This is a genomic window from Devosia ginsengisoli (assembly GCF_024707105.1).
In the GTDB taxonomy this organism is placed as follows: Bacteria; Pseudomonadota; Alphaproteobacteria; order Rhizobiales; family Devosiaceae; genus Devosia; species Devosia ginsengisoli_A.
This window is the reverse complement of record NZ_JANQAJ010000013.1, coordinates 37316-50894: the sequence shown is the minus strand read 5'-3', so window position 1 is coordinate 50894 and position 13579 is coordinate 37316. Positions and strand designations below refer to the sequence as shown.

Below are 13579 nucleotides of genomic sequence, written 5' to 3'. Positions count from 1 at the left end.
CCAAGGTCTATAGTAAAATACGGTTACAACGGCGACGTCGGGACGGCGACGGAAATAAAGTGGGGCGGTTCGGCGGCGGTGATCTTGACGGCGGTCAACAGACCGGTGGCAAAAGCACCGGTATCGACGCAAATGCGCCCGGGCGCCACTACCGGGTCCTTGGCGGGCGTGTGACCATGGACGACCAGCAGGTCGTGGCGTGGTGGCGCGGAGAAGAAGTCATTGCGAATCCAGAGGGCGTCGTCCTCGGCCTGTGCCGCCACGGCGATGCCGGGCCGCAGGCCGGCATGAACGAAAACCAGGCCAGGCGCCGACAGGGTCAGCGGCAGGGTGGCCAGGAAATCGACATGCTCTTCGGGGATATGGCTCTGCAGATGCGCGATACGCTGGCGCTCGGGCAAGGCCAGCAGGCTTTTGACGTCGAGTCCGTAGGAGGCCAGCGTTTCGGGGCCGCCGAATTGCAGCCAGGATGCGTTGCGCGCCGGGTGATCGAGGAAATTCAGCATCATGACTTCATGATTGCCGGCCAGGGCAATGCGCCGGAAACCTGTTGGCAGGGGGGCGAGCAAGGCATCAAGCACGCCGGCCGAATTGGGGCCGCGATCGACATAATCGCCCAGATAGACGATCCATTTTTCATCCGCGATGCCGGCGGCATCGGCAAATATCTGCTCATGCAACAGGTGCAGCAATGGCAGGCACCCGTGTATGTCACCAACGGCATAGATGGCCGCCGGCAGGTCAGTGGCGGAAAGATGCGCGCGCGCCGAGGGGGTGGGCGTTCGGCCCCCAAGGATTGATCGCAAAAAGCCCCCGATCGCCAATGGTTTACCTGCTTGCCTTGAGATTGACTGTCGATGCCGCGCCTGCTGCCAGCAAGGCGAGGAAGACAAAAGTATTGGCCGGAATTTCGAGGCTGAAATCGACCAGCGAATGCACACCACCCACGCCCAGCACGCCCAGCGCAATGGCCTGGCTTTCGAGGTGCCCGCGCTTGCGCGCGACAGTGATGGCCAGCCGGGCGCCGATCAGTCCGATGGCGATCAGCGGTAGTGTGCCGAAGATCAGGCCCGTCTCGGCCCAGAGCGCCAGATAGCTATTGTGTGCCCGGGACCAGATCAGGTCGGAATTGACCGGGGCTTGATGGATGATGGGGAAGGCCAATTCGAATGCTCCGCCGCCGAAGCCGGTCAGCGGGCGCTGCATGATCAATTGCCATATTTGGCGGTAGAGGTCCCAGCGGGCGTCGCTGGATGCGTCCAGATCGCCGAGCCGTTCGAACAGGGCGCTGCCGAAAAAGACCATGACAGCGACCAAAACGGCGAGCGCCATGGGCACGATCAGCGCCAGTACCGACAGGCGCCTGGTCCGGCGGAGGGCGATAGCGACGGCGAGCACGGCGCCCAGGACGGTGACGAAAAGGCCCATGCGGGAACCCGTCGACAGCACCACGGCTGCCAGCCAGACATAGGCGAGGCCATAGAGCAAGAGATTGCCGCGGAGATGACGCGGCCTGCCATCGTCGGGGTGAGCAGCGGCACTATCGGACAGTAGCTTGCCAATGCGAGCCGCAGCGATGACGCCGCCCATGGCCAGGAAGGTAGCGAAGGAGTTGCGGTTGACGAATGTGCCGGTGGCATAGCCGTTATAAGCCCACTTCTCGAGCCCGAGAATGGTATCGCCGGAATGCAGGCTGACCAGGCCGTAGACGCCATAGGCCACGATCACGCCGAGCAGAATGTCGAACAGCAGTCGGCGGCGGCTTTCATTGGCGGAAACCTGGAGCATGAGGAAGAAGAAGAGGCCATAGGTGAGCTGGCGGATAAGCATCAGCACAGTAGCGCCCGGCGCCAGGCTGATGGTCGGTACCGGCAGGCTGACACCATCGGCTAGCTGGACCGAGGTGAGCCCGAGCGGCAGCATCTGCACGACCAGCCAGAGGCAGAACAGGGCGGCAAGGAGCGTCTGGACCCCGAATTTCTCGAAGCCGATGCGCAGGTTCTGCTGCATTGCCAGCATGCTGGCCATATAGGCTGCGGTCCAGAGGCCGACAATGATGGCGGCGAGGCCCCAGAAGAAGGGGCGGGCGCTGCCGAAAGGAATGGGCGTCAGGGCCAGGACGGCGAGCATGACCCAGAAGGTCAGGTCGTTGAGGCGCGTCAGCCGGGCCTTGATGTGGCCGCTGCTGCGCTTGCTTGTCACGCCGGCGCCGTTGATCTCGATCTGGCTCATGAGCGCGCCCGGCCATTGGCAAAGCGGCGGACATTGGCGACGAAACGCTGCTGGCTCTCGGCCGGCATGATTTCGACGATGGCGGTTATACGCTCGCGGAAGCCGGGATCTGCGACATAACGCGCGGCAATGGCGCGTATGCCGTGAAGGCTCAGTACGAGCATGTGCAGGTCTGCCTCATTGGCGGCAATGGTCTGCGCATCAAGGCGGTCGTAATTGTCTTCGGCCAGCGCGACGCGCAATTCGCCGATCCATTGCTCGGTCGGGCCGGCACGCCAGGACATGGCCAGCCGCCGGTTGAAGCCGTCCCAATCCTCAAGCATGGCGCTGGCCTGGGCGCCAACATACCAGGCATAGGCATTGGACGGGGACTGCGCGACGAGACGATCGGCCATGGCCAGGCATTTGGGAGCGACTTCAGCGCGCGCTTCGACGGTGCTGTACATCATGGCCAGCGATTGCATGGCGTCGAGGGCGGTGGTGCAATCGAGCAGGGCATTGTTCTGGCTCATGATGGAGAGCGCCGGCAATTCGGCGGCCTCCGTCATGGCGAGGACGCGATCAAGCGAGCTGATGCCAAGCTCCTGCGGGCGCATCTCGCGATACATGGCCCAGGCGCCAGTTCCCGCCGTGACAAGACCGAGCAGGCAGGCCGAAGCGAATATTACGGTTCTGGAAAGGTCCTGCCGAATTTGCTGCATCCTCGATGCCTGCCGCGCAAGCGCTCTGGATACAACATGAAATGTCTTAAAGTCCAACAAAGGGCAGGGGTAGAAATACGTGGGGTGAGAGGGGGCAGGATAGAGGACCAATGCACCTGTTGCTTTCGAGCCTACAATAAAAAGGGGCCGCGATGAGCGGCCCCTTCAGGATTGGTATCAAGCCTCAGTTAGATGAGGATGAAGTTATCGGTTGTCAGGTTGTGATCGCCATCGAGCTGGATCCTGAAGTCCGCCAGGCCATCATTGGTGGTATCGCCAACGACGAACGTGTTGCCGTCCTTATGGAAGTATTTGAGCCCGCCTACCGATACGTCGCGGTTGGCAGCACCGGCGCCATCAAAGGTGAAGTTGATACCCATACCCGACAGATCGATGAGATATTCCGGCTGCCAGTCGGTGATGATGTCCCAGTTGTTGCCGTACTTGCTTTGCGAGGTATCGGTAAAGACGAACGTATCGGTACCACCATTGCCAGTGAACGTGTTCTGGAAAATGCCAGCGTAGAAGGTGTCGTCGCCGGATGTCCCAACATTGGGATCGAAGGTGCTAATGCCGATGAAATCATCGGCGGTCAGGTCATACACACCATCGAGTTCGATCAGTAGTTCACCCAGGCCGTCCGGGTTGCTGTCCGTGCCACCTACGATGAATGTCTTGCCATTCTCGTGGTAGAACTTCAGGAACCCGGCGTCTTCCTTGCGGGAAGCGGTTCCGCTGCCGCGGAAGAAGAACTGGTTCGGCCCGTCGATTTCGATGTTGGCGTCATATTGCGACAGGTCGATCTTGTCGACGCCCTTCTCAAAGTCGGTGATCACGTCACGTGCGCCGCCGCGGACACTGTCTTCGGCATTCCAGAACCGGAATACGTCTGCGCCATCACCGCCAGTCAGGGTATCACGGCCAGCGCCGCCCCAGAGGATGTCATCACCGGCGCCGCCGACGAGCTGATCGCTGCCGCCATTGCCGTAGATGAAATCGTCGCCGGAGCCGCCGAGGAGGTAGTCATCGCCGGTACCGCCATCGATCGTATCGTTGCCGGAGCCGCCCAGGATGTGATCGTCGCCGGCGTCGCCGTTGAGGATGTCGTCGCCGGAGCCGCCGTCGATGGTGTCGTCGCCATTGCCGCCATGGACCGTGTCATTGCCGCTGCCGGCATAGATCGTGTCATCGCCATTGCCGCCATAGACGATGTCGTTGCCGCCGCCGGCATAGACCATGTCGTCGCCGGCATTGGCGTTGATCGTGTCGCCATAGTCGGATCCCATCAGGGCCAGGAGGCCGACATCGTCACCGGAGGAGCCATTGATCTGCTCATTGGTGCCGTGGATGGTGATGACGACATCTGCCGTGGTGTCGAGGCCCGTCGCCAAATCGTGGATGGTGACCGTGAAGATGGTATCGACCTGATCACCATCGTTGAGCGCCTGCACAGCGGCGCCAAGTCCAAGGGTGAAGGTCCACTTGCCACTGATCGGATTGACGATGAACGAGCCGTATTGATTGGTCGTGCTCCCCGAGAAGATGACCGACCCGGTATCGACCAGCACCTGGCCGGTGTCCTGCGTCAACGAGAGCAATGCGACAGGCTCGGTGACTTCGCCGGCAAGATCGCTCGTGTCCAGCACGTCAGGCGTGTTGCTGACGGTCAGGTCGAAGATCTGGCTGACGGCTTCGCCGAACGAATCCGTTGCGGTGACCTTGACGCTGATTGTGCCGACCTGATCGTCAGTCGGCGTCCCGGAGAAGGTCCCGGTCGCGTCGTCAAAATCCAGCCAGGACGGCAGAGGCGAGCCGTCTGCCAGCGTAGCCGTGTAGGTCAGCGTGGCATCATCCACGTCCTCGAAGGCATCGGTCGGGATGGCGAAGGAGAATGTCGCATCCTCGGCGACCGTCTGGTCGGCAATCGTCGAGCCAACCGTCGGGGCGTCGTTGGTGCCCGTGATGGTGACGGTGATGGTTTTGACGGCGGTGCCGCCATAGCCGTCATCGATCATCAGATCGTAGGTCTGGATGATGGTCTGGCCGGTCGTGAGCCCATCAACATTGGCGTCGAAGGTCCAGGTGATCGTGCCGCCGGACGCGCCGCTCGGATCTTCGGTAACCGTAGCAGTGAAGGTGCCGATATAGCTCCCCGGGACGGTTGCAACATCTACGGTCGGGATCGCGTCACCATCGACATCGTCGAACAGCACCTGTCCGGTGAGGCTGACAGTGCTGCCATTGCCCGCGTTGTCTTCGGTGGCTTCGCCACTATCGACGCCGGTCAGCGAGATGTCGTCGACCGCGATGCCGTCCTCGACCGCGATGCGGGCGTACCAGGCGTAGCGGTTGCCGCCGACATCGGCGATGTCATGGCCGGTTTCGTAGTCGAAAGTGAACACCGGGACGCCACCGGCATCCAGCACATTGAAGGTAACGACCAGCTCGCCGTTCACGTTGTTGAACACATGCTGCAGCGTGTACCAGCCGCCCGCGCCGATGGGGCCGGCATTGCCGGGCACGGAAACCGGACCGTCATGGTCGACGCCGGTGCCGGTGCCGACCTTCAGGCCGGTATCGGTCATGACGACGTTGAACACGTAGTCCTGCAGATGGTTGCCGGTGCTGCCATTCATGGCGACCGAGTAGCTGAAGCCTTCTCCCTCGGCCCAGCCGGTGTCGAGATAGACCTTGGTTTCGGCGGTCATGCCATCGACAAAGAGGTCGCGATAGCCGCCAAAGCGGCTGAACGGACCGACATTGTCGTCAACCGGCGTTGGCTCCTTGAGGATAGCGAAGCTCGAGCCATCAGCGGCCGAGACACCGTTGAAGTCGGTCACCACTTCGACGCTGCCATAGCCCGCCCAGCCGGCCGAGCTGGCATCGAAGATGCCGTCGCGATCGGTTTCGAAGCCCTGATGGAAGTCGAAGGTTGGGGCGTCGTTGGTGTTGGTAACCGTGAGGTTGAAGGTCTGGCTCGTGAAAGCGCCCTTGTCGTCAGTGGCGGTGACCTTGATGCTGATCGTGCCGACGCCGTCATTGGTGGGGGTGCCGGAGAAGGTTTCGCCGTCGAACTCCAGCCAGGCGGGGAGCGGCGAACCATCGGCCAGGGTGGCCGTGTAGGTCAGGGCGGCCCCGGTATCGACGTCGTCAAAGGCGTCGGACGGGATAGTGAAGGAGAAAGGCGCATCTTCGGCCGTCGGCGCCACCGAGATGGCCTGGTCGACCGTCGGGGCATCGTTGGAGCCCTTGATGGTGATGGTGACGACCTGGGTATCGGTGGCCCCCTGGCTGTCGGTCACGGTCACGGTGAAGTCGACCGGGATCACATCACCCTCGTTGAGGCCATTTGCCGCCGCCGGGTCGAAGGTAAAGGTCCACTCGCCGGTGAACTGGTCAATGGCGAAGATGCCGTAGGGCGTCGAGCCGGTGGCCGACCATTCGTGACTGTCGCCCGCATCGGGGTCGGACACGGTGAGCTGGCCGGAGGCCGCCGGCAGGAAGCCGTGCTGAATGTCAAAAGCAAGAACGGTGTTCGTTTCACCGGCATTGCCCTGGTAGGGATCGCGGCCGACCAGAGGCGCCAAATCCGGGTCGTTGGTCAGGATGCCGAGGAATTCGGCATAGAGGTCGGGGTTGGGATGCTGATTGACCCAGCGCTGGATCAGCGCATAGCCCGTGACGCCGCTCATGATGTTGTCATGCAGCGTCTGTTCGCGGGTTGCCGTGGACTTGGCAATCACATCATAGAGCGGCTTGCCGCCGCCCTGGAGGTATTCGATATATTCCAGGCCGAGCCGGAACGAGGCCTCGCTGGTGGCCGGGGTACCGTTGACGGCGGAGAGATAGTTCCGGTCGATGTGGCTCCAGACATAGGCGATGGCATCAGCGTCGCTGGCGTCGAGGCCAAGCAGGGCCTTGGTGCCCGCGAGAATGGCATCCATGTCCCAATCAAAGCCGCCCGTGACGGCATCCGGGTTGGCATTGGCCGCGAACAGCTCGCCGATCTGGTCGTTGATATCGACCAGCGTCGTAAAGAGAGCGGGATGGTTGGCGCCGATGGCGGCATCCAGATCGCCCGGCTCCCAGACCAGCCCGGCGGTGTCGCCGCTGATGGTCGGGGCGTCATTGACGGGGGTCACAGTGACCGTGATCGTCTTTGTGGTGACTGCACCGTAGGAGTCGGTCGCCTTGATCAGCACACTGACATCGCCGTTGAAATCGGCATGGCTGGCAGGGACGCTGTAAATCGCATTGCCGGCTTCATCGACCGTGGCAGTCCACGAGGCAAGGCCGCTGCCCGAGGGGTAGGTGAAGGTCAGCTCGAGGCTGACGGCGTCACCGCCATCGGGGTCGCTGACGACCTGTTCGATCAGGGCTGCGATATTGCCGGCCAACTGGGTACCATGTTCGTTTTCGGTGAGCGTGGTCGGCCATACGAAGTCGGCGTCGAATTCGGGTGCATCATTGGTGCCGGTCACGTTGATGGTGATGGTCGTGGTGATCACGCCACCATTGCCATCGTCGACCTGGACGATGAACACCTCACTGACCTGCTGGCCCTCGTACAGGGCCTGGGTTTCCGCCCTGGCATTGTCGAGGTCATAGCGCCAGGTGCCGTCGGCATCGACATGAAGCGTGCCGTATTGGCCCTCGCCGGTGCCCTGGACAGACCAGACCAGTTCGTCGCCATCGACGTCGGTTGCGACGAGCTTGCCGAAGGAGGCAGGGATCAGGTCGTGGGCCAGATCGAAGGCGCGGCTCGGGCCGGCATCATTACCGGTATAGCCGCCGAAATAGGGGCGGTCATGCAGGAACGCATAGCCCGCGTTGAATATCTCGAGATAGATGCCGGTCGAGGTGGCGCCGGTGGGATCGTAGTGATCGCCGGGGAAGCGGTCGGCCAGCGTGGGCAGGCCGAAATTGCCCAGCAGGTTGTCATGCAGGCTCTGCGAACGGTCCGCCGCAGCCTTGACGATGACATCGGTCAGCGGGCGGCCGCCATTTTCCAGGTATTCCGCATAAGCCATGCCGAGGCGCAAGGCCGAGGTGTTGTGCGCCACATCGGAATAGTTCACGCCGTCATCGTAGAAGTCGTCCAGCGTGTTGAACACGATGGCAAAGGCGTCCTGGATGCTGCCATTGGGCAGTTCGTCAACGATGCTGGCCAGCAGGTCGGGGACCATGTCCTCGTCGGCGATGGCAGGGGCCGTGGTCAGAATTGTCAGGGCGAGCTGAATGGCTGATGACAGGGCATAATCCACACCAAAGTCGCTGGCCGGCGTCTCGTTGCTCGCCAGAATCGAGGGTGCCATCCTCGAAGATGGCCCCCTGAACGCCTGTCGTCACAATCTCGGGGGCATCGTTGGTGCCGGTGACGGTGATGGTGATGGTTTCGGTGACCAGCACGCTGCCGTCCTTGACGGTATAGGTGAAGGTGTCGGTCACCGTTTCGCCCGCTGCCAGGGCGTCGGCATTGTTAGCCGTGTAGGAATACTGGCCATCGGCGGAGATGGTCAGCGAGCCATAGACGCCTGCCACGGGTGCATCGAGGCCCCCGGTGGTCGGCGTGGTCGAAGCGCCGGCAGCGATGCCATGGACGGTGAAGGACGCGCCGTCGAGATCAACATCATTGGCCAGGACATTGCCACCAACGGCAGCGCCATCTTCGAAGGCGGGGGTAGCATTGCTGTCCGCTTCGGTGTTGACCACGATATTGGTGCCGGAAACGGCATAGACGTCGCCATTGGCGAACTGGATTTCCTCGACGCCATTGATGAGGTCGGTGCCTTCAGTGGTGGTGAGGAAAACGTTCTGGCCGATCTTGAGGATGTCGGTGATATCGCTCGCATTGGCGGTGTTGTAGACGAAACGGTCGCCGCCGCCGGCGCCACCGAAGAAGGTATCGTCGCCTTCGCCGCCAGTGAACCAGTCCGGTGCATTGGCGCGCGCGGAATAGGTATCATCCTCGGCGCCAGGGGCATCATTGCCGATGACATGGACGACCTGGCCGGGCTTGGCGGCAGCATGGGCCGCCGGGATCGACATGCCCGGATAGACGACGATATTGCCTTCGACGAAGGCCGTGCCGCCCACAGCGGCGTTCTGGTAGATCACCGAATTGGCCGCGTCGGATGCGAGCGCATAGGCGATGGCTTCTTCGGCGCTGCCGAAGAAGATCAGGTAATCGGCGGCCGTGGCGTTATAGACGGCAAAATCGTAGCTGTCCGGCAGGGCATAGTCGGTGATGGGATAGCCATTGGCGGTTTGCAGCAGGATCGGCTGCGGCTGGGCGGCCGAGATCGGCGCCGTGAAGGTGCCGGTGAAGGTCACGCCGTTGGAGCCATTCGGCGTGTCGGCAAAGTCGCCACCCGAATAAATGGCAACGCCGCCCCAATTGTTGTTGGCAACGCTGATATTGTTGAGCTCGACATTGGTCACGTCCGTCAGCGCGATACCGGCGCCGCCGGTATTCTGGCCATCGACGGTGACATTGGACAGATAGGCGCCGTCGGCGCCGTTGATATCGACCTCGGCACGATGGAAATTCTCGACCCTGACATCAGTGATGGTCAGGTTTTCCAGGCGATCGGCCGCGCCGTCGGCCTGGGCCTTGATGCCGCGGGCGGGCCCGGTCGCGCCGCCGCCCAGCAGGGTGAAGTTGGACAGCGTCACGCCATCCTCGTCCACATAGATGCCGTAGCTCCCGGCGCTCAGGCCGCTCGCGTCAAGGATGGCGCCATCTTCACCCAGCAGGGTGATGCCCTCGCGGACATAGAGCGTGCCGGGGAGGATGTGAACCCCGCTGGCCAGCTTGACGGTATCGCCAGGATCCGCGCTGTTGATCGCCGCCTGAATCGACTGGCCAACTGCTACGAGAATTTCAGCCATGGTCTTACTCCGAGAACAAATTGGTTGAATGGGGGTGTGTCACAGCGGCAGGGGATGGCGCGTGGCCGCCGGTGTCGCTGGTGGTGAATGGGTGTGGTTGCGCGATTGCGCGCAGGCTCGCGGGCATAGCGATGGACGCGAAAAGCCGAGCGGCAGTCTTGCCGTCGGCGATTAGTGCAGAATTGAAGGCATACGAAGTCATTCGCCGCGAAGGCGTTCGCACGTCCAAGAGTGCTTGCACTAAGTTCCCCTCCACCCGCGCCCCGCGGGCATCGTTAAAATTCCCTTAATACTAAGAACAGGATGGACCCCCTGGTGTCAATCAGGAATACCCAAGAAAGCAGCGAATGGTTACCTGCTTCAATAAAGTAGGTTCGGAGAAGTACTGAAAAGCAAAGAAATTCAAGGCAACGCAGTTCATTGAGGTCAATCGAATGACAAGTAAATGAACGCGCTGGCCGCGCTGTGAAGCGGTGCCAAAATGGCACATGCTGTACCAAAATGGTGCATTTTTGTCCGGATGGTCAAGCGGTGGGTGGCGCTGGCTGATTCAGCCCGCGACGCTCTGGAGACGCGGTCAGTCGTAGACGAAGGCGCTGCCGAGCGACCGGAGGAAGGGCTGCACCAGATATTGCAGCAGGGTGCGTTCGCCGGTGACCACGGTCACGTCGGCGGGCATGCCGGGGCTGAGATACATACCTTCATGCAATACCAGCTCCTCAGCGGGGACGCGGACGCGCATCTCGTAGTAGGAGGCGCCGCTGCGTTCTTCCACGGTGGCGTCGGCCGCGATCTGGATGACCTCGCCATTGAGCGGCAGGGTGTTGCGGTTGGCGAAGGGCACCAGCGTCAGGTGCGCGCGCAGGCCGACGGTGACCGCATCGATGTCCTGCGGGTTGAGTCGCGCCACGACGATGAGGTCGTCGCCGAGCGGCACGATATCCATGATCGGATCGCCGCCGCGAATGACGCCGCCGGTGGTCTGGCTGCGCAGGTTGAGCACGAAGCCATCGACGGGGCTCAGGATCTCGGTGCGGCGCAGCACATCGCCGGTTGCGACCATGTCCTCGTCGATCTGGGCGATCTCGTTATTGACCTGGGTCGCCTCGTCGGCCACTTCGTTGCGATAGCTTTCGCCGGCCTGCAGGAGCGCAAGGCGGATTTCCTCGATGCTCTGGCCGGCCTGGGCGATGCGGGCCGTGTTTGAGGCGATGGCGCTGCGCAGGCGGGCCTGTTCGCGTTGCAAAGCAAGAACTTCGGAGCGCGAGATCAACTGGCGCTCGAGCAGGCTGGTCTTGTCGGCTTCTTCCTGGTCGATCAGCGTTATCTGGGTGTTGAGACCGACATTCTCGGCCTCGATGGCGGCGATTTCGCTGCCGAGCTGCTCGATCTGGCGCTCGAAGATGGAGCGCTGCTGTTCGAGGGCGGTGCGGCGGATTTCGAAGGTCTGCTGCTGGTTGCTGACAAAGGCAACGACGTCCGCGTTGGTCGATTCCAGCACTTCGGGCGGGAAGTCGATGGCGTCGGCATCGGTCTGCTGGGCGAAGACGCGCGCCCGCATGGCGATGAGGCGCAGCCATTGCTGGCGACGAGAGGAGAAGGTGGCTTCGGCGCGGGTGGATTCGAGGGTGACCAGCGGATCGCCGGCCTGCACCTGCTGCCCTTCGCGCACATGCACCTGGCGGATAATGCCACCTTCGAGATGCTGGATGACGCGACGCTCCGAGTCGGGGCTGACCACGCCATGGGCGATGGCGCCGCTGCTGAGCGGCGCCAGGGCTGCCCAGGTGCCGAACACACCGAAGAACAGGACCACGACGGCAGTGCCGAAAAGCACCGGACCGCGCGACAGCCTGCCGATGGTGGGGATGGCGGGCGCCTCGGGCGGGGCGGGGCGCATAAGGGTGCCGGGAGCAATCGCGTTCATGCCGTTTTGGCTCCGGTAGCGGGCTTGGGTTCATCGGTGGCCGGAACCAGGGTCGGTCGCGATATGGCGCGCTGGCCTGCCATTTCGCGCAGGACTTCGTCGCGATCGCCGAACTGGTCGAGCACGCCATCACGCAGCACGCCGATCTTGTCGATGGGGTCGAGCAGGGAGGTGCGGTGGCTCACCACGATAATGGTGGCGCCCAGCGCCTTGCGCTCGCGCATGGCCTGAACCAGGGCGAATTCGCCATCCTGGTCGAGGTTGGAATTGGGCTCGTCGAGCACGATGAGCTGCGGATCGCCGAACAGGGCGCGGGCCAGGCCGATGCGCTGGCGCTGGCCGCCGCTGAGGAACATGCCGCGCGGGCCTAGCTCGGTTTCGTAGCCATCCTGCAGGCGCAGGATCATCTCGTGGCAGCCTGCCGCCTTGGCAGCGGCGATGACGGCTTCGTCGCTGGCGGTGCCGAGCCGGGCAATGTTGCTCTTGACCGTGCCCGAGAACAGTTCGACCGTTTGCGGCATATAGCCGATCGTGCTGCCGATATCGGCGGGATTGAGCGTCATGATATCGGCGCCGTCGATGCGGACACTGCCGGTGGTGGGTTGCCAGGCGCCGACCAGCAGGCGGCACAATGTGCTCTTGCCGGAGGCCGATGCGCCCACCAGCGCCAGGGCGGTGCCCGGCTCGAGCTGGAAGCTGGCGCGGCGCAGGCTGGGGCGCTCGGCCCGCGGCATTGAAAAGGACAGGTTCTCGACGCTGACGCGGCCCTTGAGGGGAGGCATGGCGATGCGCTCGGCTTCGGCAGGGCGCGAGCTGAGGAAGCCCTTGATGTTCTTGTAGGCGTCGCGGGCGGCGACGAATTGCTTCCACGAACCGATGGATTGCTCGATCGGGGCGAGGGCCCGGCCGAGGATGATCGAGCCGGCGATCATGCCGCCAGGGGTCAGTTCGGCGCGGATCACCAGATAAGCGCCCAGGCCGAGGGCGGCGCTCTGCACGGCGATACGCAGCGCCTTGGAGGCGGCGGTAATGGTGGCGCCCATATCGGCAGCATTCTGGCCGGTCTCGCCCATCTGCTCGACCTGCTGGCGATAGCGCTCGGCAACGGCGCCCTGCATGCCCATGGCGTGGATGACTTCGGAATTCTGCAGGGCGGCGCCGGCAAATTCGCTGGCCATGATCTGCTGGCTGGTGGCGATGCGCAGCGGGGTCTTGCAGAAGTGATCGTTGGCCAAAGCCATGCCGAACAGCACGATGGCCGCAGTCAGCGCCAATACGCCCAGCCAGGGATGCAACAGTGCCATGATGAGAATGAAGAAGGGCACCCAGGGCGCATCGAAGAAGGGCAGGACCGCGGCACTGCCGAGATAGTTGCGGGCGGTGCCGAGATCGTCGATCAGGCGGCGATGGTTCTGGCCGTCGCGGCGCGACTGGGCAATGGCCTGGGTCAGGACAGGATCGCGCAGCGACAGATCGAGAAAACGGCCGAGACGGGTCAGCAGATAGGTGCGCACGCCGTCCAGCAAGCCAAGCACGGCCAGGGCGGCAAAGGCGATGAGGCTGAGAAAGATCAGGGTTTCGACGCGGCTCGTGGTCAGCACACGGTCATAGACCTGCATCATGTAGATGGGTGAGGTCAGGATCAGCAGGTTGACGAAGATGCTGAACACCATCACCAGGCCGAAGGCGCCCATGACGTTCTGCGAAACACGAAGCGATGACCAGATGCTTTTCATGAAAACCTGCGCGTGCCGGGCCACAACCGAGAAGCGGTGACAGTAAAGCCCGTTATCGCATTCGATCGAACATGAAGATCAAGCATCATTTT

At 62.6% G+C, this 13579-nt stretch carries 7 protein-coding genes; all 7 read right to left on the bottom strand.

Features of this window, described 5'->3' with window-relative positions; all coding sequences use genetic code 11:
* Positions 1-23 precede the first annotated feature (23 nt).
* The 7 genes from NVV79_RS20255 to NVV79_RS20225 all read right to left on the bottom strand — a co-directional run bounded on the left by NVV79_RS20255 (position 24) and on the right by NVV79_RS20225 (position 13487).
* The gene (locus tag NVV79_RS20255) at positions 24-941 is read right to left on the bottom strand and encodes a metallophosphoesterase family protein (protein ID WP_303993337.1); all 918 of its coding nucleotides are present in this window, start codon (positions 939-941) and stop codon (positions 24-26) included.
* On the bottom strand, positions 829-2232 hold the full coding sequence (locus NVV79_RS20250; protein WP_303993334.1) for an O-antigen ligase: 1404 nt from the start codon (positions 2230-2232) through the stop codon (positions 829-831). The genes NVV79_RS20255 and NVV79_RS20250 overlap by 113 nt, the downstream gene beginning before the upstream one ends.
* Positions 2229-2933, bottom strand: a complete 705-nt coding sequence (locus NVV79_RS20245; protein ID WP_303993332.1) for a hypothetical protein — start codon at positions 2931-2933, stop codon at positions 2229-2231. The genes NVV79_RS20250 and NVV79_RS20245 overlap by 4 nt, the downstream gene beginning before the upstream one ends.
* Before the next feature lie 188 nt (positions 2934-3121).
* Positions 3122-7963: a VCBS domain-containing protein gene (locus NVV79_RS20240; protein ID WP_303994346.1), complete on the bottom strand. Its 4842-nt coding sequence runs from the start codon at positions 7961-7963 to the stop codon at positions 3122-3124.
* A gap of 124 nt (positions 7964-8087) precedes the next feature.
* Entirely contained in the window at positions 8088-9824 is a 1737-nt protein-coding gene (locus tag NVV79_RS20235; RefSeq protein WP_303993329.1) for a VCBS domain-containing protein, read from the bottom strand.
* Between the two features lie 577 nt (positions 9825-10401).
* Positions 10402-11751: an HlyD family type I secretion periplasmic adaptor subunit gene (locus NVV79_RS20230; protein WP_303993326.1), complete on the bottom strand. Its 1350-nt coding sequence runs from the start codon at positions 11749-11751 to the stop codon at positions 10402-10404.
* A complete protein-coding gene (locus NVV79_RS20225) occupies positions 11748-13487 on the bottom strand; it encodes a type I secretion system permease/ATPase (protein ID WP_303993324.1) in 1740 nt (579 codons plus the stop codon). The genes NVV79_RS20230 and NVV79_RS20225 overlap by 4 nt, the downstream gene beginning before the upstream one ends.
* Positions 13488-13579: the final 92 nt, after the last annotated feature.

What these genes read in the sequence shown, in the direction of transcription:
- NVV79_RS20230 (WP_303993326.1), bottom strand. Translation starts at nt 11,751, where the DNA reads ATGAACGCGATTGCTCCCGGCACCCTTATGCGCCCCGCCCCGCCCGAG.
- NVV79_RS20245 (WP_303993332.1), bottom strand. Translation starts at nt 2,933, where the DNA reads ATGCAGCAAATTCGGCAGGACCTTTCCAGAACCGTAATATTCGCTTCG.
- NVV79_RS20240 (WP_303994346.1), bottom strand. Translation starts at nt 7,963, where the DNA reads ATGGCTTATGCGGAATACCTGGAAAATGGCGGCCGCCCGCTGACCGAT.
- NVV79_RS20225 (WP_303993324.1), bottom strand. Translation starts at nt 13,487, where the DNA reads ATGAAAAGCATCTGGTCATCGCTTCGTGTTTCGCAGAACGTCATGGGC.
- NVV79_RS20235 (WP_303993329.1), bottom strand. Translation starts at nt 9,824, where the DNA reads ATGGCTGAAATTCTCGTAGCAGTTGGCCAGTCGATTCAGGCGGCGATC.
- NVV79_RS20250 (WP_303993334.1), bottom strand. Translation starts at nt 2,232, where the DNA reads ATGAGCCAGATCGAGATCAACGGCGCCGGCGTGACAAGCAAGCGCAGC.